The sequence below is a fragment of the Pseudomonas sp. FBF18 genome, from assembly GCF_024261405.1.
Lineage (GTDB): Bacteria > Pseudomonadota > Gammaproteobacteria > Pseudomonadales > Pseudomonadaceae > Aquipseudomonas > Aquipseudomonas palmensis.
This window is the reverse complement of record NZ_QKRS01000020.1, coordinates 41,423-65,557: the sequence shown is the minus strand read 5'-3', so window position 1 is coordinate 65,557 and position 24,135 is coordinate 41,423. Positions and strand designations below refer to the sequence as shown.

The 24,135-nt window shown below is 63.5% G+C and carries 20 protein-coding genes and 1 pseudogene; 18 read left to right on the top strand and 3 right to left on the bottom strand.

All coding sequences use genetic code 11. The annotated features are described in order from the left end of the window. The first annotated feature begins 33 nt into the window (after positions 1 to 33). The 6 genes from DN387_RS23285 to DN387_RS23260 all read left to right on the top strand — a co-directional run bounded on the left by DN387_RS23285 (position 34) and on the right by DN387_RS23260 (position 6,832). The gene (locus tag DN387_RS23285) at positions 34 to 942 is read left to right on the top strand and encodes a YncE family protein (protein ID WP_054915404.1); all 909 of its coding nucleotides are present in this window, start codon (positions 34 to 36) and stop codon (positions 940 to 942) included. A 128-nt stretch (positions 943 to 1,070) separates the two neighbouring features. Continuing rightward, positions 1,071 to 1,529 carry a (2Fe-2S)-binding protein gene (locus DN387_RS23280; RefSeq protein WP_043862972.1) on the top strand — a complete coding sequence of 153 codons (459 nt, stop codon included), beginning with the start codon at positions 1,071 to 1,073 and terminating at the stop codon, positions 1,527 to 1,529. Continuing rightward, positions 1,529 to 3,787: a xanthine dehydrogenase family protein molybdopterin-binding subunit gene (locus tag DN387_RS23275; protein WP_054915405.1), complete on the top strand. Its 2,259-nt coding sequence runs from the start codon at positions 1,529 to 1,531 to the stop codon at positions 3,785 to 3,787. Before DN387_RS23280 ends, DN387_RS23275 begins: the two co-directional genes overlap by 1 nt. 24 nt (positions 3,788 to 3,811) lie before the next feature. After that, positions 3,812 to 5,161 carry a cytochrome c gene (locus tag DN387_RS23270; RefSeq protein ID WP_054915406.1) on the top strand — a complete coding sequence of 450 codons (1,350 nt, stop codon included), beginning with the start codon at positions 3,812 to 3,814 and terminating at the stop codon, positions 5,159 to 5,161. A gap of 53 nt (positions 5,162 to 5,214) precedes the next feature. Continuing rightward, positions 5,215 to 6,261 (top strand): XdhC family protein, encoded by a 1,047-nt coding sequence (locus DN387_RS23265; protein ID WP_082405745.1) that lies wholly within the window; start codon positions 5,215 to 5,217, stop codon positions 6,259 to 6,261. Beyond that, the gene (locus tag DN387_RS23260) at positions 6,245 to 6,832 is read left to right on the top strand and encodes an NTP transferase domain-containing protein (RefSeq protein ID WP_054915407.1); all 588 of its coding nucleotides are present in this window, start codon (positions 6,245 to 6,247) and stop codon (positions 6,830 to 6,832) included. The genes DN387_RS23265 and DN387_RS23260 overlap by 17 nt, the downstream gene beginning before the upstream one ends. 45 nt (positions 6,833 to 6,877) lie before the next feature. Here the strand turns inward: DN387_RS23260 and DN387_RS23255 are convergent, their stop codons facing one another. Together DN387_RS23255 and DN387_RS23250 are read right to left on the bottom strand one after the other, a co-directional pair. Next, positions 6,878 to 8,023, bottom strand: coding sequence for a serine hydrolase domain-containing protein (locus DN387_RS23255; RefSeq protein ID WP_054915408.1), 1,146 nt, complete (start codon positions 8,021 to 8,023; stop codon positions 6,878 to 6,880). A gap of 187 nt (positions 8,024 to 8,210) precedes the next feature. Next, positions 8,211 to 9,278: a fatty acid desaturase gene (locus tag DN387_RS23250; protein ID WP_054915409.1), complete on the bottom strand. Its 1,068-nt coding sequence runs from the start codon at positions 9,276 to 9,278 to the stop codon at positions 8,211 to 8,213. A gap of 297 nt (positions 9,279 to 9,575) precedes the next feature. Here DN387_RS23250 and DN387_RS23245 point away from each other — a divergent pair, with 297 nt between their 5' ends. The 6 genes and pseudogenes from DN387_RS23245 to DN387_RS23220 form a co-directional block, all read left to right on the top strand. Then, positions 9,576 to 10,139: a recombinase family protein gene (locus DN387_RS23245; RefSeq protein WP_043862978.1), complete on the top strand. Its 564-nt coding sequence runs from the start codon at positions 9,576 to 9,578 to the stop codon at positions 10,137 to 10,139. Between the two features lie 338 nt (positions 10,140 to 10,477). Further along, on the top strand, positions 10,478 to 12,652 hold the full coding sequence (locus DN387_RS23240) for a TonB-dependent siderophore receptor (protein ID WP_054915410.1): 2,175 nt from the start codon (positions 10,478 to 10,480) through the stop codon (positions 12,650 to 12,652). Between the two features lie 278 nt (positions 12,653 to 12,930). Next, positions 12,931 to 13,449: a sigma-70 family RNA polymerase sigma factor gene (locus DN387_RS23235; protein WP_054915411.1), complete on the top strand. Its 519-nt coding sequence runs from the start codon at positions 12,931 to 12,933 to the stop codon at positions 13,447 to 13,449. After that, positions 13,446 to 14,399: a FecR domain-containing protein gene (locus DN387_RS23230; protein ID WP_054915412.1), complete on the top strand. Its 954-nt coding sequence runs from the start codon at positions 13,446 to 13,448 to the stop codon at positions 14,397 to 14,399. The genes DN387_RS23235 and DN387_RS23230 overlap by 4 nt, the downstream gene beginning before the upstream one ends. Before the next feature lie 117 nt (positions 14,400 to 14,516). Continuing rightward, complete coding sequence (locus DN387_RS23225; RefSeq protein WP_082405746.1) at positions 14,517 to 16,964, top strand: TonB-dependent receptor; 2,448 nt, start codon at positions 14,517 to 14,519, stop codon at positions 16,962 to 16,964. Positions 16,965 to 17,044: 80 nt separating this feature from the next. After that, positions 17,045 to 18,175, top strand: a pseudogene (locus tag DN387_RS23220) (PepSY-associated TM helix domain-containing protein); the annotation flags it as partial. 693 nt (positions 18,176 to 18,868) lie between these two features. Here DN387_RS23220 and gcvA read toward each other — a convergent pair. Further along, entirely contained in the window at positions 18,869 to 19,783 is a 915-nt protein-coding gene (gene gcvA / locus DN387_RS23215) for a transcriptional regulator GcvA (protein WP_054915414.1), read from the bottom strand. Positions 19,784 to 20,085: 302 nt separating this feature from the next. Between gcvA and DN387_RS23210 the strand changes: the two genes are divergently transcribed. From DN387_RS23210 to DN387_RS23185, 6 genes are all read left to right on the top strand, one after another. Continuing rightward, positions 20,086 to 20,859, top strand: coding sequence for an SDR family NAD(P)-dependent oxidoreductase (locus DN387_RS23210; RefSeq protein WP_054915415.1), 774 nt, complete (start codon positions 20,086 to 20,088; stop codon positions 20,857 to 20,859). Positions 20,860 to 20,932: 73 nt separating this feature from the next. Next, positions 20,933 to 21,214, top strand: coding sequence for a hypothetical protein (locus tag DN387_RS23205; RefSeq protein ID WP_054915416.1), 282 nt, complete (start codon positions 20,933 to 20,935; stop codon positions 21,212 to 21,214). 10 nt (positions 21,215 to 21,224) lie between these two features. Next, complete coding sequence (locus DN387_RS23200; protein WP_054915417.1) at positions 21,225 to 21,782, top strand: OsmC family protein; 558 nt, start codon at positions 21,225 to 21,227, stop codon at positions 21,780 to 21,782. A gap of 110 nt (positions 21,783 to 21,892) precedes the next feature. Beyond that, positions 21,893 to 22,237 carry a carboxymuconolactone decarboxylase family protein gene (locus DN387_RS23195; protein WP_218186781.1) on the top strand — a complete coding sequence of 115 codons (345 nt, stop codon included), beginning with the start codon at positions 21,893 to 21,895 and terminating at the stop codon, positions 22,235 to 22,237. A 72-nt stretch (positions 22,238 to 22,309) separates the two neighbouring features. After that, positions 22,310 to 22,978, top strand: coding sequence for a cupin domain-containing protein (locus DN387_RS23190; protein WP_054915419.1), 669 nt, complete (start codon positions 22,310 to 22,312; stop codon positions 22,976 to 22,978). Then, positions 22,975 to 24,135, top strand: a complete 1,161-nt coding sequence (locus DN387_RS23185) for an FAD-dependent oxidoreductase (protein WP_054915420.1) — start codon at positions 22,975 to 22,977, stop codon at positions 24,133 to 24,135. Before DN387_RS23190 ends, DN387_RS23185 begins: the two co-directional genes overlap by 4 nt.

The following is a 24,135-nucleotide window of genomic DNA, read 5'->3' as shown; positions in this document are numbered from 1 at the left end:
GCATCGTTTCGCACGCTGGCCCTGGGAGTTCCAATGTACATCGATGTACCGCGCCGCCTGGTGTTCTTCGACAAGGACGACACCGTTCGCCCGCCCTGCCTCGTGCAGTACCATCCCGACACCGGCACCCTGAGCCGGCCGACTTTCGCCCAGCCCGACGACAGCGTGTGGGACATCGCACGCGACCAACGCCGCATCGCGCTGAGCGGGGTCAAGTGGCTGGTGGTGCGCGGGGCAAGCCGCTCGCGGCTGAACCTTGTGCACGACGGCGCGCCGCTGCATGCAACCCAGAACCTGCTGTCGTACTGGGCACGCTTCGACCCCAGCGCCCGCTACGCGCTGGTCAGCGTGGCCAATGGCAAGAAACGCCCGGTGATCATCGACCTGGACAGCGGTGAACACAGCGACCCTGTGGAGCGTGACGTGGACGCCAGGTTCGGCAGCATCGACCCGCTGCAGGGCAGGCTCTGGGCCCCCGACGAGCGTGCCCACAATGGCGTGCTGACGGTCGATTGCGCCAGCGGCGAAATCGGCAGGGTCAGCGTGCCGCTGGAGGCAAAGGTGCGCAGCCTGCGCTTTTCCCGCGACGGGCAGTACCTGTTCGTGACCGGGGAAAACAACCGGCTGTTGTGCTGCGACCGCGAGGGCGCAACGGTATGGACCAGGGACGTCAGTGCGTATGGCCATGTCGGCTCGGGCCGGATCCTGTTCAACGAATCCGGCAGCCACCTGTGCCTGCCGACCTCGCCCACCGACAGCTCCACGCTCGCCGGCAATCTCATCATCGCAACCGCCACCGGCCATGCCGAGACCACCATCATGCCCAAGGCGCGACTGGCCGCTGACTGGTTTGGCGACCACGTGCTGAGCCATCGTGGCGAGGTTGTGGACTTCTTCACCGGCGCCATCGTGGCCAAGCTGGACCTGGCCAGCCCCTGCTGATCGTCACCTGACCCGCCCCTTCAACGGCCCCCGCCGCCCCGTGTGCTAGCGTCTATGGGTGGCCTGCGCCTTGCGCACGGCCACGCCCATAAGAAATCAAGACCTGACCGACTGATGACGGGTGAGCCATGCAACTGCGAATCAACCAGACGACCTACGAGGTCGATGCTGACGCGGACACACCCCTGCTGTGGGTGATCCGCGATGACCTGGGCCTGACCGGTACCAAGTACGGCTGCGGCCTGGCCCAGTGCGGCGCCTGCTCGGTGCTGGTGGACGGCGCCGTGGTGCGTGCCTGCGTGACCCCGGTGGCCGGCGTGGTGGGGCGCGAAATCACCACCATCGAAGCCGTGGAGGCCGACGCCGTGGGCAAGCGCGTGGTCAGCGCCTGGGTCAAGCACCAGGTGGCCCAGTGCGGTTACTGCCAGTCGGGCCAGGTGATGGCGGCCACCGCCCTGCTCAAGCACACCCCGCACCCGAGCGATGCCCAGATTGCTGCCGCAATGGTCAACCTGTGCCGTTGCGGTACCTACAACGCCATCCATGCCGCCGTGCACGACGTGGCCGCCGCGCAGGAGAACGCCTGATGAACGACAGCCTGCGTGTTACCGGCGTGGCCCAGCCCTTCCCTGTGGGCGAGCCGGTCAATATCTCGCGCCGCAGCTTTCTGCTGGCAAGCGCCGGCACGGCAGTGGGCGCACTGGTGCTGGGCTTCGGCCTGCCCCTGGGCCTGAGCCGTGTGCAGGCCGCCACGGGCAACGCAGCGGCGCCCGGCACCCAGGTGCCGGCCTTTCTGGAGATCCGCCCGGACGGCCGCATCCGCCTGCTCAGCCCGTTCATGGAGGGCGGCCAGGGCATCTTCACGGCCATGGCGCAGATCGTGGGCGAAGAGCTCGATGCCGACCCCGCCACCTTTTTGATCGACAGCGCACCGCCCGGCGAGCAGTACGTGGTGATGGACAACGGCATGCGTATCACCGGCGGCAGCATGTCGGTGCGCACCAGCTACCCGACCATGCGCCGCCTCGGCGCCCTGGCCCGCGCCATGCTGCTGCAGGCCGCTGCCGAGCGCCTGGGCGTGCCGGTGGGCGACCTGAGCACCGAGCCCGGCCGGGTGATACACGCCGCGTCGGGGCGCACGCTGGGCTATGGCGAACTGGCAGCCCAGGCCATGGACCTGCCCGTGCCAGACCCTGCCAGCGTGACGCTGCGCGACCCCAGCCAGTTCCGCTGGATCGGCAAGCCGGTGCAACGGGTGGACGCCTATGACAAGTCCACCGGCAAGGCCGTGTACAGCATCGACGTGAAGGTCGACGGCATGCTGCATGCCGCGGTGCAGCATGCACCGCGCCTGGGCATGCGCGTGGGCGAGCTGCGCAACGAGGCGCAGGTGAAAGCCATGAAGGGCGTGCATTCGGTGCATCGGCTGCCCGGTGCGGTGGCCGTGGTGGCCGAGCGCTGGTGGCACGCCAAGCGCGCGGTGGAGGCCGTGCAGGTGCAGTGGCTGGAGGCATCGGCCGACGCGAAGGTGCGCCAGATGCCTGCGGACTTTTCCAGCGACGCCTTTCGCGACCAGTTGGCCGCGGCCACCGGCCCGGCCCGCGACGAGGAGAATGAAGGCGACTTCGGCAAAGCCTTTGCCGACGCCGCCACCCAGGTGGAGGCCACCTACCACAACCAGTTCCTCAACCATGCACAGCTGGAGCCGCCTTCGGCCCTGGCGCGCTTCAACCCCGACGGCACGCTGGAGGTGTGGCTGCCCAACCAGGCGCCCGACATGTTCCGCGCCGACATGGCCAAGCGCACCGGCCTGGACCCGTCACAGATCACCCTGCACTCGCCGCTGCTGGGCGGCTTTTTCGGCCGCCACTTCCTGTACGACAGCGCCAACCCCTACCCGCAGGCGATCCTGCTGGCCAAGGCAGTCGGGCGCCCGGTCAAGCTGATCTGGAGCCGCGAAGAGGAGTTTCTGCGTGACGTGCTGCGCCCCATGGCCGTGGTCAAGTTCCGCGCCGCACTCGACGCCCAGGGCCTGCCGGTGGCCATCGAGGCAGTCAGCGCCACCGAAGGCCCCACCGAAGCCATCGCCGGCAAGCAGGGCGAGAAAATCGACCCCACGGCACTCGAAGGGCTGTCGGGCAAGGCCTACGCCATCCCCAGCAAACGTATCGCCCAGGTCTATGTGAAAGGCCCGGCGATGCTCGGTTACTGGCGTTCGGTGGGCAACTCGCTGAATGACTTCTTCTATGAGGCGTTCCTCGATGAGCTGGCCGACAAGGGCAAGCAGGACCCGTTCGAACTGCGCCTGCACCTGCTGCGCGACAACCAGCGCCTGACCAACCTGCTGCAGGCGGTGGGCGATCTGTCCGGTGGCTGGAAGCGTGGCCCGTTCACCGCCGAGGACGGCTCGCGGCGCGCTCGGGGTGTGGCCATGGCCTCGCCGTTCGGCTCGGAGGCGGCGGTGATCGCCGAGGTGTCCATCGAGCAGGGCCAGGTGAAGGTGCACGATATCTGGGAGGCCATCGACCCCGGCAGCATCGTCAACCCGGCGATCATCGAGGCGCAGGTCAATGGCGCGGTGTCGCTGGGGCTGTCGCAGGCACTGGTGGAGGAAGCGGTGTACGTGAACGGCCAGCCGCGCGCGCGCAACTATGACCTGTACCCGATCCTGTCGGCGCAGCGCATGGCGCGGGTGCATGTACGCATCGTCGAGAGCGGCGCGAAGATGGGCGGTATCGGCGAGCCGCCATTGCCGGCGGTGGCCCCGGCGGTGGCCAATGCGGTGGCGCACCTGACCGGCCAGCGCATCCGCAGCATGCCGCTGTCGCGCTACACCTTCAGCTAGGCCTCGATCAGGGACATCGCGCACATGACCAAGAGTCGACTCGCAACAACGCTGGGCTGTTTCGCGCTGCTGTGCCTCGTCATCGCAGCCGTGCTGGCCTGGTACGTGACCCGCACGCCGGCGTCGCCCTTCGCTGCCCAGGCCAGTGCCGCACCGCCAGACCCGGCCCTGGTGCAACGCGGCGAGTACCTGGCGCGGCTGGGCGACTGCGTGGCCTGCCACAGCCTGCCAGAGGCGGCGCCGTTTACCGGCGGGCTGAAGATGGCCACCCCGCTGGGCGCGATCTACGCCACCAACATCACTGCCGACCGCGCCACCGGCATCGGCGCCTACAGCCTGGCCGACTTCGACCGCGCCGTGCGCCATGGGGTGACCCCGGACGGTCGCCGGCTGTACCCGGCCATGCCCTACCCCTCGTACGCCAAGCTCAGTGACGACGATATCCGCGCGCTGTATGCCTTCTTCATGCACGGGGTGAGCCCGGCGGCGCAGGCCAACAAGCCCAGCGAAATCCCCTGGCCACTGAACCTGCGCTGGCCGATTGCGCTGTGGAACGGCCTGTTCACCGACCCCGCGCCCTACCCGGCCAAGCCGGACCAGGATGCGCAGTGGAACCGCGGCGCCTACATCGTGCAGGGGCCGGGCCACTGCGGCAGTTGCCATACGCCGCGCGGCCTGGCCTTCAACGAGAAGGGCCTGAGCGAGGCCAGCAAGACGTACCTGGCCGGCGGGCTGCTGGATGGCTGGTATGCGCCGAGCCTGCGCAACGACCCCAACACCGGGCTTGGGCGCTGGAACGAGGCGGATATCGTCAGCTTCCTCAAGCACGGGCGCAACCGGCACGCGGTGGTGTACGGCTCGATGACCGAGGCGTTCAACAATTCCACGCAGTTCATGAGCGACGAAGACCTGGGCGCGATCGCGCACTACCTCAAGTCGCTGCCCGGCGACCCCAGCCGCGACGGGCCGGCATGGCAGTACCAGGCGAGCGAGCTGTCGGCCGCATCCACGGCCCCCGGCGCCCACACCTACGTGAGCCGCTGCGCGACCTGCCATGGCCTGGACGGGCGCGGCCAGGCCGAGTGGATGCCACCCCTGGCCGGCGCCACCTCGGCGCTGGCCAGGGAGGACGCATCGGCCATCAACATCACCTTGAACGGCTCGCAGCGCATCGTCGCCGCGGGCGTGCCGGACGCCTACCGCATGCCGGCATTTCGCGAACAGCTGTCGGACCGGGAGATCGCCGAGGTGCTGAGTTTTGTGCGCAGCACCTGGGGCAATCACGGTGGCGCGGTAGAGGCCAAGGCGGTGGGCAAGCTGCGCGAGCACACCGGGCCGGCCAGCAGCAACCCGATCATCTTGCAGATGCGTTGAGCATCACTACCAGGAAGCCCCCATGCCATTGCAACGCCTGTCGAGGACACCCCATGGAAAGCATTGACCTGCTGGTGCTGCGAACTGCCCGGGAGTGGCTTGCCGGCGGCGAGCGCTGCCTGCTGGCCACCGTGGTGCGCACCTGGGGCTCGTCGCCGCGACCGGTGGGCTCGATGATGGTGCTCAGGCAGGACGGGCGCGCGGTGGGCAGTGTGTCGGGCGGGTGCATCGAGGACGACCTGATTGACCGGTACAGCAGCCTCCATGGCGGGCCGGGGATACCCGGCGGCGCGCCACAGGTGGTGCGCTACGGCGTGAGTGCGGACGAGGCGCACCGGTTCGGCCTGCCATGTGGCGGCACCCTGGAACTGGTGCTGGAGTTCGCACCCTGCGCGCAGGCGCTGGGCCGTTTGCTGGCGCTGCTTGATGAGGGAGTACTGATGCGCCGCGAGCTTGACCTGGCCTCGGGCGAGGTGACGGTGCAGGCCGACCAGCCCCATGCACCGTTCAGCTTCGATGGGCAGCGGCTGAGCAACCCGCTGGGGCCGGCTTACCGGATGCTGCTGATCGGCGCCGGTGTGCTGGCCGAGTACGTGGCGGTGATGGCGCTGTTCAACGGGTTCAAGGTGTCGGTGTGTGATCCGCGGCCCGAGCACATGGACGTGTGGATGGTCGCCGGGGTAGAGAAGCTGATGGGCATGCCGGACGACGTAGTGCGCGCGTTTGCGGTGGATGCTCGCACCTGCGTGATTGCCCTGAGCCATGACCCCAGGCTGGATGACCTGGCGCTGATCGAAGCGCTGCGCGGGCCGGCGATGTACATCGGGGCGATTGGCTCGCGGCGCAACAGCGAGAGCCGCCGCCAGCGCTTGATCGGGCATTTTGGCCAGACGCCGGAATCGCTGCGGCGCCTGCATGGGCCCATCGGGCTCTACATCGCCAGCAAGACCCCAGGGGAGATTGCGGTGAGCGTGATGGCCGAGGTGCTGGCGGTGAAGAACGGCGTACCCCTGCCCGGCGCTGTCGGCGCGGGGCCGACCCAGCCCCGGGTGGAGCACCCGCCACTGACTCAGGCGTCGTGTTGTGCGCACCCAGGGTGACTGCATCGCCCTGGTGCTGGCTGCAGGCCGTGCCAGGCGCTTTGGCAGCGACAAGCGCCTGGCACGGCTGGCGTCGGGGCAAACGCTGCTGGCAGCCACGCTGGCACGGGCACTGGAGGCGTTCGACGACGTCCGGGTGGTACTCAGGCCCGGGGACGATCCCGCGACCCTGGCAATTGACGGGCGGGTACGGGTTCTGTGGGCCGAGCAGGCCGACCAGGGCATGGGCAGCAGCCTGGCAGCCGGGGTGCGTGCCCTGGAACAGTCACAGGCCCCGGCCGTGGCGGTGTTGCTGGGCGATATGCCCTGGGTGCAGGGGCAGACGCTCAAGCAGTTGAAGGCCCTGTGCAACGCCCGGCAGATCGTGCTGCCGCTGCATCACGGGGTGCGTGGGCATCCGGTGATCTTCGGTCGACAGTTCTGGCCGGCCCTGGCATGCCTGCAGGGCGATCAGGGCGGCAAGGACATCGTGCGCGGCGCGCACGACGCCTGCGTCCAGGTGCCGGTGGAGGATGCGGGTGTCATCAGGGATGTGGATCAGCCGCGGGACATCCCGGCTGGCTCGAGGTGAGCGACGCCACCCGCGCGCAACTGCCGCTGCACGCTGGCGCCGCGCTCAAAGCGCCGCATAGACAAGGGCTGACAGCCGGCCGGGGCGCGGATCGATCATGCTGTGGCCGCCCGAGGTCGTGGTGACGAAACCGAAACTCACGCGCCGCTCGGGGTCGGCAAAGCTGATCGGGCCGCCCAGCCCGATATGGCCGAAGGTGTCCGGGCCCATGGCGTGGGTAGCCGCCGGGTCGATTTGCTGCTCCAGCATGCAGCCCAGCCCGTAGCGCATCGGCCGCATCCATACCCGATCCATGCCATGACTGTGCTCTCGGGTGAATTCGTCGAGCAGTTCAGGGCCGATGAAGTGGCCCGCCAGCAGCGCACTGTAGAATCCGGCCAGGCCGTGAGCGGTGGCATGGCCACACACCCCCGGTTGCCGATAGGCCCACCAGCGCGGGTCACTGGTGCGCCGGGGCACCATGCCGGGGTTGGTGAAGGCGAATGTGGCGATATGCGAGGGCTCGCTCTTCACCACCGTGCGCAGCGCTTGCGAGTAGGGGTCGCCAACGCGCCCGGAGGCACTGTCGAAGCGAGCGATACGGTGAAACTGCGTCTCGTCCACGCCAAGGTGCACGTCCAGGCCGTGAGGGTCCAGCATCTGTTCATGGATGAAGGCGCAGGGGTCGCGCCCGTCCACCCGACGAATCAGCTCGCCCAGAATCCAGCCAAAGGTGGTGGTGCCGTAGCCCAGGTCGGTGCCCGGTTCCCACCACAGCGGCTCGTCTTCCAGCACCCGCACCATGTGCTCCCAGTCATACATCATCGGGTTATGGTCGGGGCCCCGCAGCGCCGGCAGGCCGGCGGTGTGGTTCATCACCTGACGCACACTGACCCTGGCCTTGCCGTTGCGGGCGAACTCGGGCCAGTAGCGGGCCACCGGCGCATCCAGTTCCAGCCGGCCCGCCTCGACCAGCATCAGGATGGCCACTGCCACATAGGGTTTTACAACACAGAAGGTGTTGGCCAGCGTGTCGTGCGTCCAGGGCCTGCCGCCCTCCTGGTCCGCCACACCGGCCCACAGGTCGACGACCCGCTCCCCGTCCACCTGCACACAGAGCCCGGCACCCCGCTCCTGCGGATCATCGAACATCGCTTCGAAGGCCTGCCGGACCGCCTCGAAGGGCTGGGCACATATCCCTTGCGATTTCATGCCTCGTCTTCCTCGTCGTTGAAATGTTGCCCTGTAACCGAGCGACGTTGCTGCGTAGCAGACCTACCAGGCGACAATGATTGTCTCGGCGCCTGACAGACCCGAACGCATTACTGTTGGCTCGTGAACCTGACTACCGACTGCGCCCCCTGGGGCGCCCCCTCAAACACACAGGTTGATGGAACGTTCATCCACGCGAGCGCGTGTGCGTGTGTGCCAGGGAATAACGATTCGCGCGTTTATAGGTGCCGAAGTCATTGAACCGAACACCGGCCTCGGCCATGACTTGATGCGCATAAGGCGCGGTCATCTGGCGCAGGTAGAACGGGTCCCTGACAACGAAGTGGTGAATACTGTGGGTGCTGCCGAAGTTGAAGCAGAACAATTGAAACGGCCATAGCCACCAGGCGTTCATGACCTGAGTTTGCTGCAGCGCATTGCGCGGTGCCACATCACCGTAATAGTGCATGTTCGAACTGATGAAAAACAGGCAGAACTGCCGGATCAGGTTGGGCGCGACCAGAATCACGACCACACTGTTGACCACATCCATTACCGCCAAGGTGGTCGCGGAACTGTGCACCTCGTGCCCGCTGACCGCGCCAAGCCAGGCATACAGGTGGTAGCCGAGAAACACATACCAGCAACCCCAGTACAACAGCCCGAAGGGTGTATTGAGCCGGACGATCTTGACCAGCAAGCGGACTTTCTCCCGCCAGCCTGGGGCAAATACCGCATTGAGAAAACCGAAGATGAACCCGTCCACCAGTTTCAACAACCGCAATACACCCCAGGGGCTGCCACTGGTGGTGATCCAGGCTTCCACATCCGTCTCGGTGCCTGACTCTTTATGGTGATGAAAGTGCAAACTTCGCCTTAACAAGGGGCTGGGCATTCCCGGCCGAGCCAACCAGCATAAAAACATCATGGCATTGTGCGCCAGCGGCTGTTTTCTGAAATAAAGACGATGAATCAGATCGTGTTCTATTTCATGAATGAACGAGGTCAGCAGCGCGTTGATCAGAATGCAGCCCCAGGCAGGAATAGACCCCTGCAGGTAGAGCCCCCCACTCACCACCATGCCGATCAGCGACACCGCCATGACACCTGCGCCCAGCGCATTCTGATGTTGCAGGATCGGATAGCGCTGGCGCAGGTAATTACCATGTTCGGTAATACGCCGGGTAACATGATCAATCTTTTGCTGATCGGTAGTGGGGCGTTCAAGTTCCATTGCTGCCTCCAAGACTTTCATACCTCATCCTCTGTTTGTGTCGGACAATCCCCCGCCAGGACAAACCGGCCGCGTCAATTGTTCGGGCTATACAACGGGTAGGTGAATGCATGCGCGCATTATATAAACGCAAATCGACTGTTTGCGTGAAGCTTGTTAAGATCCTTTCAAGCTTCAAAATGATAAGGCAAGTAAAAGTCTTTGCAACTGTGTATTTTGGGTGGGTTCAGCGTGACAGTTACGTGTAAGGATTTTTAATTTAGTTACAGGTTGTACAGTTATAAAACGACGCCGTACAAGTATTGCCAAGGAGGCACCATGAGATTGCATCGCATCAGATATTGCCGGCTCGCCTCACCGAAACCAGACGCCAGCGTACCCAGCCCAGCCAGCCCCGATGCCTTCGACGCGGTGTTTTACGATGCCCCTGCAGACACGGCCACCCACCGCGCAGGCTTTGAAAAGCTGCTGCGTTACCTGCAGTGCGGGGATACCGTGATCGTGGACAGCATGGCCTCGCTCTCGGCCAATACCGAGCAGTTGTGCAACTTCATTCGCCGCTTGATCGAAAAACAGGTCACGCTCAAGTTTGTGGATGAAAACCTGACATTCCGAGATGACGGCCGTGAAGTTGCGGGCCCCATCGTCGCGGCCATGGAGTTACTTGCAGAGTTCGAGCGCGCGGCACTGCGCGAAAAACAGGCCGCCGGTATTGCAACTGCAAGAAATCGGGGTTCCTACCGAGGTCGAAAGAAGAAACTGTCCGACAATCAGGTTGTAAGTTTAATTGAGCGCGCCCGCGCGGGAGAAAGTAAATCCCGGCTGGCGCGTGATTTCGATATCAGTCGCCAGACGTTATATCGGTATTTGAAATCGACCTAGGGCTCTTCAGAAGAAGAGCCGTGGGTAACGTTGTCCCAGGCCCACTCACGCCCACAGATACGACTGTACGTAGCGCTGGAACACCAGTTCGTCGATGAGACAGCGCGCCGTCGCTTCGGTCGGGAAGCCCTTTTCGAAGGGCTGGTTGGCCTGTTCTTCGTACCGGCTGCTTCCTTGCCCGAATGCCTGAGGGTGGGGTGACAAAAGGCGATGGTTAGAAACCTAGCAGAGGACGCGGCATCGGCCAGAACGCCGCTATTTATTGCGACACACCTTGACACATCATTTGGTAACGATTCTCATATGTATTATTTTTATCACTACCACTGGAACCCTTCATGTCGCGCCCTACCCCGCCGCATTGCTCCGGCCTGCCCCGCAATCTGTTGGCCATGGCCATCTGCATGGCCACCCTGACCCCCGCCCTGGCCGATGACAGCTCTGCGACACCGCAGCCAGCCAAGGCTGCGACCCTGGAGCTGGGCGCCACCGAAATCGTCAACACTCAACTGGGCAGCACCACCGAAGGCACCCAGTCCTACACCACCGGCGCCATGTCGACGGCGACCAAGCTGCCGCTGACCCTGCGCGAAACGCCCCAGGCCGTTACCGTGATTACCCGCCAGCGCATGGACGACCAGGCCATGACCAGCATCAACGACGTGGTCAAGGCCACCCCGGGGCTGTTCCTCGACTTCTCCAGCGGCCCTGGCCGGCAGACGTATTCGGCGCGCGGTTTCGATATCGACAACCTGATGTACGACGGCATCCCCAGTGGCTACCAGGGCTGGACCGTGGGCGCCCAGCCGAACCTGGCGATGTTCGACCGGGTGGAGGTGGTGCGCGGCGCCACCGGGCTGGTGACCGGTGCGGGCAACCCTTCGGCTGCCATCAACCTGGTGCGCAAGCGCCCGCTGGCCGAACAGAAGGTCACCCTCACCGGTGCGGCCGGCAGCTGGGACGACTACCGCGGCGAGGTCGATGCCTCCAGCCCGCTCAACGACAGCGGCACCCTGCGCGGTCGGGTGGTGACGTCCTACCGCGACAGCAACAGCTTCGTCGATGGCGTGGACGAGACCCACGGCCTGTTCTACGCCATCACCGAGGCGGACCTGAGCGACGACACCACCCTGACCCTCGGCTTCTCCAACCAGAAGGACAAGACCAACTACTTCTGGGGCGCCTCGATGGTCGGCCTGGATGGCCATCACCTGAACCTGCCGCGCTCGTACAACCCGGGTACCCCCTGGGAGAACAAGGACCAGGAGATCAACACCGTCTTTGCCGAGGTACGCCAGCGCCTGGCCAACGACTGGAAGCTGCAGGTCAACGCCAACTATTCCGAACAGAACGCGCTGTTCTCCGGCTCGTACCAGTCGCGCTGGGTCAACAACACGCTGGCACGCACCGTGTACCAGTCGGCCCACGATGAAAACCAGGCCGGCGTGGATGCCTTTGTCAGCGGGCCCTTCGAGGCGCTGGGGCGCACCCATGAACTGGTGGTGGGTGCCAGCAAGCGCATCTACGACATGACCACCCACAACTATGCCCCCTACGACCCCAACTGGCCGATCGATGCCGGCAAGCCGAACTTCACCCACACCGGCAACAGCCGCGAAGTGACCACCCAGGATGGCGTGTACCTGACCACCCGCCTGAGCCTGGCCGACCCGCTCAAGCTGATACTGGGCGGGCGCCTGGACTGGTATGACTACGACAACCGCGATGGCGACGGCGACTACAAGGTCACCCGCAACGTCACCCGCTATGCCGGGCTGATCTACGACCTGGACGAGCATCACTCGGTCTACGTCAGCTACAGCGACATCTTCACCCCGCAGAGCAGCAAGGGCACCTCCGGCACCCCGGTCAAGCCGATCGTGGGCAAGAACTACGAGGTGGGCATCAAGGGCGAGTACTTCGAGGGTGCGCTCAACGCCAGCCTGGCGCTGTTTCGCATCGACCAGGAAAACCGCGCGGTGCAGGTGTTCGTGCCGAACTGCCCGCAGACCGAATGCTACGAGGCCTCGGGCGAGATCCGCAGCCAGGGTATCGACTTCGAGCTGCAGGGTGCGCTGACCGAGAACTGGCAGGTGGGCGGTGGCTACACCTATGCCCGCGTGCACACCCTCAAGGACGCCGCCAACCCGCAGAACGTCAACCAGCGCTTTGACACCGACACGCCCGAGCACCTGTTCAAGCTGACCACCACCTACCGCTTCCAGGGCCCGCTGGAGAAACTGCGCGTGGGTGGCAACGTGTCGTGGCAGAGCCGCCTGTACAACGACGTGGCGCTGGCCAACGGTGGCAGCTATCGCCTGGAACAGGGTGGCTACGCCGTCACCGATCTGATGGCCGGCTACCGGCTGACCCGCAACCTGGACCTGCAGCTGAACGCCAACAACGTGTTCGACCGCAAGTACTACTCGTCCATCTCCAACTCGACCAGCTACGGCGGCGACACCTACGGCACACCGCGCAACATGATGCTCACGGCCAAGTACAGTTTCTGATGTGAAGTGGCGCAGGGATGCGCCGTGTTGTTGTCTGTGCGCGGTGCGCCACGCACGTCCTGCCTTTCGATCGACACACCGTTGCGTACACCCCCGCCCCTGCTCGCGCCCTGCGAAATCCTTCAGCTGCCATCCCGGATGACTCGGCGAACGCCTGGCAAGCACCCTTTCGTGGCGAGTCAGCGCCCCCGCTGCCACGTCGCACTGGCACCTGCCGATATTGCCACCTCCTCGTGATCCGAATAATAATGCAACCAATTCCCATTTGAGATGCAATCATGCCGGTCGAGTCACCTGCCCTACCTGCTGCTGTCGGCGCGCTGTATGCGCAGCACAGCTCATGGCTGCACGGCTGGCTGCGCAAGCGCATGGGCAGCCACTGCGATGCGGCGGACCTGGTGCAGGACACGTTCGTCAAGCTCCTCAAGACCCGCACATCACTGGAAATCCGTGCACCCCGCCAGTACCTGTCGACGGTGGCCAAAGGCCTGATGATCGACCTGTTCCGCCGTCGCTCGCTCGAACAGGCCTACATGGAAACCCTGGCCAGCATTGCGCTTGCCGACATCCCCAGCGCCGAAGCGCAGGCAATCATGTTCGAAACGCTGGTGGAGCTGGACCGCATGCTCGCCGGCCTGGGCGCCAAGGTGCGTGAGGTGTTCATCCTGTCCCAGCTCGAGGGCCTGCCCTACGCGCAGATCGCCACGCGCCTGGATATTTCCCTGCGCTCGGTCAACAACCACATGGCCAAGGCCATGGAACATGTCTGCCTGATGCAGTGGGAAAGCGTCGAATGAACCGCTCCCCCTCCGCCGCCCAACGCGAGGCGGTGCGTGAGGCCGCGCGCTGGTACGCACAACTGTCATCCGGCACCGTCAGTGCCGAGGATCAGGCCTCGTGGCAACGCTGGCACGACAGCGACCCGCTGCACCGCCAGGCCTGGCAACGCATGCAGGCGGTCAGCCACAGCTTTGCCGGGCTGCCGGGGCGTATCGCCGCCTCCACCTTGCTGGGCAGCGGCAACAGCCGCCGCCAGGTGCTGTACGGCCTGGCCATGCTGCTGGGCGGTGGGGTCCTCGGGACGCTGGGCTGGCGCAGCGACACCCGTCGCCAATGGTACGCCGACTACCGCAGTGGCGTCGGCGAACGCCGTGCCGTGCGCCTGGCGGATGGCAGCCAGATGCTGCTGGACACCGACAGCGCCGTGGACGTGGATTTCGATATGCAGCAGCGGCGTGTGCTACTGCACCGCGGCCAGGTGCTGATCACCACCGCCCGCGACGATGCCGCCCGGCCTTTCAGGGTCGATACCCGCCACGGCAGCGTCCTGGCCCTGGGCACCCGCTTCACCGTCAGCGTCGACGACCATAGCAGCGAAGTCGCGGTGCTGGAAAAGGCCGTGGAGGTGTCGGTGCAGCCGATCGAGCGCCTGCGCCTGCATGCCGGTCAGCGGGTGGCGTTCGGCCCGGCCGGGATCGGCAGCCTGCGCAGCAACGACGCCGCTGTGGCGGCGTGGGAGCAAGGCAGCGTGATCGCGGTCGATACCCCGCTGCAGACCCTGCTGGCGCAACTCGCGCGCTATCGCCCCGGCGTACTGAACTGTGACCCGGCGGTGGCGCAGATGAAGATTTCCGGCGCGTTCCCCATCACCGATACCGAACTGGCCCTGACGGCGCTGCAAAGCGCATTCCCGCTGACCGTACAGCGCCGCACGCGCTACTGGGTGACGGTTGTGGCGCGCACCTGAGCCAGCCGGCACCACGAATGAAAATAATTTTCACTTACTTGCACTTTCATCGACGCTCATCCGGCCTTCCCTCCCACAAGTTCAACTGAGTGTTCTGGGGAAGGAAACATGAGCGTCATGCAACGATCACACACCGCACTGGCCCTGGCGGCCCACCTCGCCCTGGGCAGCGTTGCCGCCTGGCCGCTCGCCGGCCTGGCCGCGCATGCGTCCAGCGAGCAAACCCGTGCCTATGACATCGCGCCCGGCACGCTGACCGAAAGCCTGGGCCGCTTTGCCAGCGCCGCCGGGGTGGTGTTGTCGTTCGATGCCGCGAGCACCCAGGGCCGCCGCGCCCCCGCCCTCCAGGGCGACTACAGCGTCGCAGGCGGCTTCGCCACCCTGCTGGTGGGCAGCGGCCTGCAGGTGGCACGCCAGGCCAATGGCGTGTACCTGCTGATCGCGTCCAACCCCGGCAACGGCTCGCTCGAACTGAGCGCGATCAACGTCAGCGGCCAGACGCTGGGCAGCACCACCGAAGGTACCGGCTCCTACACCACGGGCACCGTCACCATCGGCAAGAGTGAGCACAAGCTCAAGGACATCCCGCAAAGCGTCACGGTCATGACCCGCCAGCGCATGGACGACCAGAACATCACCAACCTGCCTGAGCTGTTCGCCAACGCACCGGGCATGACCTTTGCCAAAAGCCCCGGTACCGGTGGCTTCATCACCTCGCGCGGGTTCGAGATCGAATCGCTGCAGTACGACGGCGTGCCCATGACCCGTGGCATCTATGCACTGGGCAGCTACCTCACCGAATCCACGGCCTTCTACGACCGGGTGGAACTGCTGCGTGGCGGCGCGGCCCTGCTGCAAGGCGCCAACAGCCCGGGCGGCGCGGTGAACCTGGTGCGCAAGCGCGGCCAGGCCAAGCCCACCGTGACCCTGACCGCACAGGCCGGAAGCTGGGACCACTACGCTACCCAGGCGGATGTCGGCGGCCCGTTGAATGAGGCGGGCACCGTGCGCGGTCGCGCCGTGGTCGACTACGACACCCGCGACTCGTTCATCGACCACGTTGGCGGATGGGAGCAGAAGGTCTACGGCGCCCTGGACTTCGACCTGTCGGAAAACACCACCCTGGGCGTTGGCATCAGTGATCGCAAGACCCGCTTCACGCCCATGGTCGCCGGCCTGCCACGCTACAGCGACGGACGTGACATCGGCCTGTCCCGCTCGACGTACACCGGCTCCGACTGGAACCGCGGGCTGACCGAACAACTGGCCCTTTACGTCGACCTGGAGCACCGATTCAACGACCACTGGAAGTTCAAGACAGCAGCGGTCGCGATCAACGAACGCAACGAAATGACCTATGCCTACATCGTGACACCCACCGGTGTGGCGAACGATGGCAGCGGCGTCGCCAACTGGCGCTATGCGACAGACTTCAATTCGCACAGCCGCGGCCTGGACCTGTTCGTGGACGGCGACTTCAATGGCCTGGGTTTCGATCAGGAAGTCGTGCTCGGGGGCAACTACTCGCGCTACACCAGCGACAACACCATGGCCGTAGTACGCAGCGTAGGCGCCAACATCTTCGACCTGGACAACCACCTGCCGTACGAAAACTACGACAGCCTGGCGGCGCGCGGCACGCGCACCGACAGCCAGTACAAGATCGTGCAAAAAGGCATTTACGGCACCTGGCGCGTCAAGCTCACCGACCCCCTGACACTGATCCTGGGCGGGCGCACCAGCTGGTACTCCTACGAGTACGACTCGCAGATCTACGATCGCAATGCCTTCAGCTACCCCAGCAACAGTGACAAGGCCAACAATGGCGTGGTCACGCCCTACGCCGGGCTGGTCTATGCGCTGACGCCCGAGTGGTCGGCCTACGCCAGCTATGCGGACGTGTTCATTCCGCAGAGCGCCATCGGGGTGGGCGGCTCCACGATCGAGCCGATTACCGGCAGCAACTATGAAGTCGGCCTCAAGGGCGAGCTCAACGACGGGCGGCTCAACACCTCGCTTGCCCTGTTCCGTTACGACCACCAGAACCGCGCCGTCACAATGCTCAACACCGAGTCCCAGTGCGGGGGCTCGAACTGCTCCGAGGCATCCGGCAAGGTGCGCAGCCAGGGGCTGGAGGCTGAAATCAACGGTGAAGTGCTGCCTGGCCTGCAAGCGTCTGCCAGCTATGTCTACAACACCACCAGGTTTATCGAGGACAACACCTACGAAGGCAAGATCTTCTCCACCTGGACCCCCAAGCACACGGTGCGCATCTGGTCCGACTACACATTGCCAGGCGACTTCAACCGCTTCAGCGTCGGCGGTGGCTTGAACAGCCAGAGCAGCGCCGTCGCCTACGACCGCAAATTCGAGACGCCAGGGTTCACGATCTGGAATGCACGCATCGGCTACAAGGTCAGCGATGAGATCGGCCTGGCGGTGAACTTCAACAACCTCTTCGACAAGGTCTACTACATTCCGTCCTATACCGCAGTGGCGTCCAACAACTACTACGGCGACCCGCGCAACGTCATGTTCACCGTCAAGTACACACCGCAGTTCTGAGCAGGTTTCGGGCCCCTGGCATGGGTGTTCATGCCAGGGGTCCGTCGTCCTTCTTGCACTCCCCTGACGACGGCTGAGTCATGTCCAAGAAATCGCGCTCCAAGTTATGGTTCCTGATCCACAGCTGGCTGGCATTGCCGATCTGGTGCTTTGCCCTGCTCGTCTGCGTCACCGGTACCCTGGCAGTCGTCAGCCAGGAGCTGGTATGGCTGGCAAAGCCGCGAATGCGTGCCAACCCGCCGACGCAAGACGCCCGCCGGCTCGACTACGACCAGATCCTCGCGGCCATTCATCGCGACCGCCCCGACCTGGACGTGCAGTACGTCCTGCGTCCCGACCAGGACTCGTTCGCCCTGCAGGTCCAGGTGGTACAACCGGACCACAGCACCCGCAACCTCTATGTGAACCCCTACACCGGCAAGATCCAGGGGGTGAGCCCGGCGTTCGACGTGCGCGGCTTCACCCGTGCGCTGCACGGCTGGTGGCTGGTGCCCTTCGGTAATGGCTACCCCTGGGGCTGGTACCTGGTGTCATTGCTCGCCTTGCCGATGCTGGCCTCGCTGGTGACCGGGCTGGTGGTCTACAAGCGTTTCTGGAAGGCCTTTTTCAAACCGACCCTGCGCTTGAACCAGGGTGCGCGGATTTTCTGGGGCGACTTCCATCGCCTGAGCGGTGTGTGGTCGATCTGGTTCATCGCGATCATTTCGGTCACGGGCCTCTGGTTTCTGATCCAGGCGGTGCTAGCCGACAACCACATCTCCATTTCCAGCCGGCCTGCCATTGGCCTTGTCGCGAGGGAGACGGTGCCCCTGGCCGCACCTGGCGAGCAACCCGCGCGCATCAGCGTGGAACAGGCCATCGCGAATTTCTCGGCGCAGGTGCCCGGCTTCAAGGCGAGCTTCATCAAGCTGCCGGGCAATGCCTATGACACCCTGCAGGTGCGCGGGCGTGGCGCCTATCCGCTGATGCAGCAGAGTGCGAACCTGAACCCGTACGACGGCAGCGTCATCACCTCCTACACACTGTCGGATCGGCGCGCGCTGGAGTTCGTCACCGAATCCATGCGCCCGCTGCATGCCGGTGACTTTGGTGGGCTGTGGCTGAAGCTGGTGTGGTTTGTCTTCGGCCTGCTACTGAGCGTGATGGTGCTCAGCGGCCTGCTGATCTGGAGCAAGCGCACGCTGCAGGCCACTGCGGCTGCGCTCAAGCGAGGCAAGGCAATCGAGGTGAGTGGCTCGCCGCTGCGGCGCTACTGGCTGAAATGGCGGTTTCATCTGAACGTGGTGCTGGTGGTGGTGCCCCTGGTATTTTTGCCCAGGTACTTCGCTGATCAGGCGTTGTTCAAGGGTGAGGCGGGGCTCGGCGAGCGAGAGATCGGTGAGGTTACGGTCGGGCCGTGGAGCCTGCGCCTGGCGGAGTTTCGCGCCCAGCCGCCGCGCAACGAAGGGCCGGCGGGGTATATCAAGAGTTTCAGCGCGGCCTTGTGCGAGGCCTGCATCGGCGAAGTGAAAGCGACCTATCTGCGCGTGGGAAAACCCCGCAGCCTGCGCGCGGCGGGCGGGATCTTCTTTGGTTCGCCGCACAGCATGGGCACCTCGATTCCGATATCCCCGAAAACACCGGTGGATACCCTGCTGTGGGTGACGATGGAGGGCTGGGACGGCTCGGTGCACCAGGGCTCGATTGCGTTGAGCCAAGCATCGCCCGCTTCGGTGGCGTGGTTGCAGGCGCAGGCGGCAGGGTCTCCGTGAGTGGCGGGGGCTCTACAAAACCTCAGCAGATGAGGCGCGTCTATTGGGTTCTCGGGATTTTGTACAGAGCCTAGAGCCCTTCGGCTGGCTCCTTTTGGCCGAAAGCGGTCGTTTGTGAGTGGCAGCTATCGGCCATAAGCGGACGGTGAGGATCTAGTTTTGCGCTGCCTCTGCCAGCAGCCAATCTCGGAAGGTCGTCAGCCTTGGCAAGCTGGCGCACTCCGGTCGGTAGACGACGTAGTAAGCCAGCTCTGATGTAACACTGATCTCTGGGAACAGCCGAACCAGGCGGCCGCTCGCCAAGTCATCACGCGCCATGACACTCCGTGCAAGAGCGACCCCGTGCCCTTCGGCAGCAGCCTGCAATACAGCGGCAGAGTTGTTGATTTTCATGCCGCGAAGGGTGGTCGTATCCGTCACGCCAACTTTTTGCATCCAGGTCTCCCAGGTCGGGAAGCCCGAGTGGTTATCCATTGAGAGATCGTGGATCAACATCTCTTGGATCAGGTCGCTGGGCCTCTGTAAACGCCAGTGCTCTCGCAGCAATTGCGGCGAGCACACAGGGTAAATCTCTTCATCCATCATCTTCTCGGCGGCTAGCCCTGGCCACTTGCCTGTGCCATAGCGCACGCCGATGTCGACTTGCTGAGCAACGAAATCCACCGGCTTGAGGTTGGTATCTAGCCGCACATCCGTATCAGGGCAGATCACTTGGAAGCGGTCGATGCGTGGCAGCAGCCACTTCGCAGCGAATGCCGGGCTCACAGCCACGGTAAGCACCCCACTGATCGATCCCTCCTGAAGCCGCTCCATTCCCAGGGTCAGTCTGTCGAAGCCTGCTCGGATATCCGGCAAAGCACGTTCGGCTGCCTCCGTTGCTATAAGCCGCGCTTTGCCGCTGGTACTGCGGACAAACAGAGGGGTGCCGAGCCAATCCTCGAGTGTGCGCACGAGCTGGCCAACCGCTGCCGGCGTGACATTAAGCTCGGCTGCTGCTGCAGAAAAACTGTGATGTCGGGCACTGGCTTCGAATGCGCGTAGCGCGTTGAGATGTACTGGAGCCTTCATGTCGATAAAGAATTTCTTTAGTGTCGAGATACTTTATCTCGTTTGTTGGCGGATTTGGAAGCGAGGAAGATTCTCTCCAAGGCCAAGGGTGCTGCGGTTTAGCCACCCAACTTCAGCGGAAAGTTTTTGGAGTTTAGCTGAGATGGAAAGTTTTTCTTCCTGATCCTCAGCTTCCAGATGCCCAACGCTGCACTGGCTCATAGAGGGCACGAGCTGCCTGCCGGAGACGGCGTCTTCGACAAGTGGCTCGCCCCATCCCGTTAGCAAGGTTCCTGCCGTGGGCAGGTGCAAAGAGGTTTCCAATGAGCAATCAATTCAACGGTAAGAAACTGCTGGTCGTCGGTGGCACCAGTGGGATGGGTCTGGAAGCTGCACGCCAGTTTCTCTCCGAAGGTGGCAGCGTAGTCATCGTCGGTAACCGTCCGGAAAAAACCGACGAGGCTCGTAAAGACCTCTTGGCTCTGGGCAACGTGGCTGCTCTTACTGCAGATCTGACCAGCGACGAAGGCCTGGCCAAACTGATCAAGACCATTGGCGAGCAGCACTCTGATATCGACATGCTGGTGAACGCTGCCGGTGTGTTCTTCCCTAAACCTTTCCTGGAGCACCAGGATGCGGACTACGATCAGTACATGAAGCTGAACAAGGCGTTCTTCTTCATCACCCAAAAGATTGCTGCCAATCTGGTTGAGCAAAACCGTCCAGGCGCCATCGTGAACATCGGCTCGATGTGGGCCAAGCAAGCGATCGCCGCCACTCCGTCCTCTGCCTACTCCATGGCTAAGGCCGGCCTGCATTCCCTGACTCAGCACCTGGCGATGGAGCTCGCTTCTAAGAACATCCGCGTCAATGCCGTTTCCCCAGCAGTTGTGCAGACCCCGATCTACGAAGGCTTCATCCCGAAAGCGGAAGTGCATAGCGCTCTGCAGGGCTTCAACAGCTTCCACCCGATTGGCCGTGTTGGCACTCCGCAGGACGTGGCCGGCGTAGTTACCTTCCTCCTCTCCGAGCAAGCCAGCTGGGTTACCGGCGCCATCTGGGATGTCGATGGCGGTGTCATGGCTGGTCGCAACTAAGACCTGTGCCCAGTTACCAAGGATCGGCACAGGACGCACGAACCACCCACCTCGTAAATCTGGAGTAACCCACATGGTCTATCTGCAGATCACGCTCATGATCGAGCATACCAATCGTGCTGCAGCTACCTGCATCTACCAAAAGTTCAGGGCGCCGTTCCTGGAGCAGATCCAGGGTGCGAAGTCCAAGACACTGCTGGTCCGTGACGAAGACGTACAGGTGCTACATGGCTTCGACACGCTGGAAAACGCCAATGCCTACCTGCAAAGCGAGTTGTTCAATGCAGACGTAGTCGGAAGTCTCAAGCCCATGCTCACTGCCGAACCCGACGTGCGTATCTACACCGCCATCTAAGGAGCTCGTGATGACAACTGCTTTGCTCAACGGCGTTGATCTGAACGCCTTGGTGGAGGCTGGCAACGCTGGCCGAGCCAACCGGGAAACCACCAAGTTCACTCTGTCCTTGAACGGGACGTGGGACGGCGGCAGCAAGATGACTGCAACTACTGGAGCTGCAGTCATGGGCGGGCAGCGTGATGAGACTCGCGCCGGCCGCTTCAGGCTCGTCAGCGACGAGCCTGTTCCACTGGGTACAGATACCGGCGCCAGCCCTGTCGAGTACGTGCTGCAAGCACTCGCCTCCTGCTACACGGTCACCATCGCGATGACTGCAGCGCAGCGTGGGATGGAGCTGGAGAGTGTGCGATTGGAGCTAGAGGGCGACGTGGATCTGGCTGCGTTTTTCGGGGTAGACCCAAGCGTGGCGCCTGGGATCAACCAGGTGCGTGTGAAAGTGCACGCCAGGTCGCCAAATGCCACCCACGAACAACTGCAAGCTCTGATCTCTGCTGTTGAACGGTCATCACCGATACGCGGCACCTTGGTGTGCCCGGTCGATGTCGTCACCACTCTCGTCGACTGAATAACCCTGTGGCATCTCCAGCAATTGGCAGCCCCATTGCTGGAATGACCAACACCCGGCCTGTCGTGACCTCACTTCCGGTCTCAACCAATCCTTGGAGAATAACCATGATGCAAGACTGGAATGCCTACCGCGAATCCCTGCTGGAACGCGTAGGCGACTATGCCAAACAGAGCCCTGACGTTATGCGAGGCCTGATGGCCATCGACAATGCAGCCGTCAAAACTGGTCATCTGGACCCGAAGATCCATGAGCTGATTGCATTGGCTGTGGCTATCACCACTCGTTGCGACGGCTGCATTTCCGTCCACACCAAGAAGGCTGCTGAGCACGGTGCTTCCATCGAGGAAATCACCGAGGCGCTGGGCGTAGCCATCGCGCTGAATGCAGGCGCAGCACTGACCTACTCGGCGCGTGTCGTCGAGGCCTACCAGCAGTTGCCCGCCAAGCAATAAGTCGTATCGCCGAGGGTCGGTCGCCTCTGTAGAGGTGACCGGCGACCTCGCATCCCCGTTTGGATTATCCGTATGTTGATCAACGCCGACTTCACTCTTCCAGCTGTTGTTGCGCCACACGAATACCAGTGGGTTGCTTCACCCCAAGCTGGTGTCGACCGCGTGATGCTGGATCGTGTCGGTGCAGAGAAAGCACGTGCCACCAGCATCGTGCGCTATGCCCCGAACTCCTTCTTCCCTAGCCACCAGCACCCTGGTGGGGAGGAGATACTTGTGTTGTCAGGCACTTTCTCTGACGAGGGGGCGGACTATCCAGCGGGTTGGTATCTGCGCAATCCACCAGGTTCCAGCCACCAACCGTCCAGTGCCGAGGGAACCACCATCTTCGTAAAGCTGCAGCAGATGCCTGACAGCGAGTACCACCGTGTACGCATCAATACCCGAGACCCATCCAAATGGCATCGACAAGGCTCGCGTGAAGTGTGCCCGTTGTTCGCTGGCGACTCGGAACAGGTGAGCCTGAATCGTTTCGGCGCGAACACCCTGCTCTACAACAAGCTGCTACAAGGCTTCGAGCTACTGGTACTGGAAGGCAGCGTAACAGCGGACGGACAGACCTATGAGAGCGGCTCCTGGCTACGACTGCCTGCGGGACAACACCTGGATATCGTTGCCGGCAAACAGGGAACCACCGTTTACCTAAAAACCGGCCATCTGGTTCATCCAGAGGTAGAGGCATGACCGTGCACACCACCCGCATTGCTATTGTTGGCGCCGGATTGAGCGGGCTGTATGCGGCCTATCTCCTGCAGCGCCAGGGCATCAGTGACTTCGTTGTTCTGGAGGCTAGAGATGAGCCTGGTGGGCGCATTGCTTCCATCAATGCCGAGGGCCAGGCTGTCCCGCACTCGTCAACGAAAAGCACCTTTGATCGCTTCGACCTCGGGCCTACATGGTTCTGGCCTGGCTACCAGGAAGAGCTTGATCAACTTGTCGATGCGTTGGGGCTTGAGCGATTCGTACAGTTTGAAGCCGGCGACATGGTTGTCGAGCGTTCGTACGAAGGCCCAGCTGTGCGCACGCGTGGTTACGTCAACTCGCCTCCATCCATGCGCCTGGTCGGTGGCATGGGGGCGTTGGTCGAGGCTCTGCTTCGCAGGGTGAATCCACAGAAAATAGTTTACGGCCATGCCGTGCGCCGGCTTCGCAAGCATGGCGCTCATGTCGAAGTTGAAAGCCATGCCGCTAACGGCGTGGTGACGAGTTGGCGGGCCGAGCACGTGATGCTGGCATTACCGCCACGCCTGCTCGAAAGCACCATCGACTTTGAGCCTGCCCTGCCAGCCGAACTTGCCAGGCAGTGGAAAGCGACCGCGACATGGATGGCCCCTCACGCCAAGTACATCGCGACCTATGACACGCCTTTCTGGCGAGACCAGGGACTTTCCGGCGAGGCACGCAGCATGCGAGGCCCTCTTGGAGAAATCCACGATGCCTCCATGCCTGGAGGTAGCCCAGCCCTGTTCGGCTTCATCGGCGTGCCAGCAAGCACACGCAGCAAGATCCCTGGCGAGGTGCTGCGAGAGCTCTGCCGTGAACAGCTGGCCAGAATGTTCGGCCCCGCAGCTGCGACGCCGAAGGCCGAATTCATAAAAGACTGGGCACATGACCCTTACACAGCCACCAGTGCAGATGTCCATGCGATTTCCCAGCATGCAGCTGCTCCCTCCACCAGTACCTCTTCCGGGCCCTGGCATGGATGCCTGACGGGTATCGCCAGTGAGTGGTCGTTACAGTTTCCTGGATATCTCGCCGGCGCCGTAGAAGCGGCCCGCCTTGGTGTTCAGGCGCTGAATGCCCTTACCACTGCAACCACGCTAAATCCATCGAGGAGCTGA

Bases quoted from the DNA above. Each gene is read 5' to 3' on its own strand.
- DN387_RS23285 (WP_054915404.1), top strand. From the start codon at position 34: ATGTACATCGATGTACCGCGCCGCCTGGTGTTCTTCGACAAGGACGAC.
- DN387_RS23280 (WP_043862972.1), top strand. From the start codon at position 1,071: ATGCAACTGCGAATCAACCAGACGACCTACGAGGTCGATGCTGACGCG.
- DN387_RS23275 (WP_054915405.1), top strand. From the start codon at position 1,529: ATGAACGACAGCCTGCGTGTTACCGGCGTGGCCCAGCCCTTCCCTGTG.
- DN387_RS23270 (WP_054915406.1), top strand. From the start codon at position 3,812: ATGACCAAGAGTCGACTCGCAACAACGCTGGGCTGTTTCGCGCTGCTG.
- DN387_RS23265 (WP_082405745.1), top strand. From the start codon at position 5,215: ATGGAAAGCATTGACCTGCTGGTGCTGCGAACTGCCCGGGAGTGGCTT.
- DN387_RS23255 (WP_054915408.1), bottom strand. From the start codon at position 8,023: ATGAAATCGCAAGGGATATGTGCCCAGCCCTTCGAGGCGGTCCGGCAG.
- DN387_RS23250 (WP_054915409.1), bottom strand. From the start codon at position 9,278: ATGAAAGTCTTGGAGGCAGCAATGGAACTTGAACGCCCCACTACCGAT.
- DN387_RS23245 (WP_043862978.1), top strand. From the start codon at position 9,576: ATGAGATTGCATCGCATCAGATATTGCCGGCTCGCCTCACCGAAACCA.
- DN387_RS23240 (WP_054915410.1), top strand. From the start codon at position 10,478: ATGTCGCGCCCTACCCCGCCGCATTGCTCCGGCCTGCCCCGCAATCTG.
- DN387_RS23235 (WP_054915411.1), top strand. From the start codon at position 12,931: ATGCCGGTCGAGTCACCTGCCCTACCTGCTGCTGTCGGCGCGCTGTAT.
- DN387_RS23230 (WP_054915412.1), top strand. From the start codon at position 13,446: ATGAACCGCTCCCCCTCCGCCGCCCAACGCGAGGCGGTGCGTGAGGCC.
- DN387_RS23225 (WP_082405746.1), top strand. From the start codon at position 14,517: ATGCAACGATCACACACCGCACTGGCCCTGGCGGCCCACCTCGCCCTG.
- gcvA (WP_054915414.1), bottom strand. From the start codon at position 19,783: ATGAAGGCTCCAGTACATCTCAACGCGCTACGCGCATTCGAAGCCAGT.
- DN387_RS23210 (WP_054915415.1), top strand. From the start codon at position 20,086: ATGAGCAATCAATTCAACGGTAAGAAACTGCTGGTCGTCGGTGGCACC.
- DN387_RS23205 (WP_054915416.1), top strand. From the start codon at position 20,933: ATGGTCTATCTGCAGATCACGCTCATGATCGAGCATACCAATCGTGCT.
- DN387_RS23200 (WP_054915417.1), top strand. From the start codon at position 21,225: ATGACAACTGCTTTGCTCAACGGCGTTGATCTGAACGCCTTGGTGGAG.
- DN387_RS23195 (WP_218186781.1), top strand. From the start codon at position 21,893: ATGCAAGACTGGAATGCCTACCGCGAATCCCTGCTGGAACGCGTAGGC.
- DN387_RS23190 (WP_054915419.1), top strand. From the start codon at position 22,310: ATGTTGATCAACGCCGACTTCACTCTTCCAGCTGTTGTTGCGCCACAC.
- DN387_RS23185 (WP_054915420.1), top strand. From the start codon at position 22,975: ATGACCGTGCACACCACCCGCATTGCTATTGTTGGCGCCGGATTGAGC.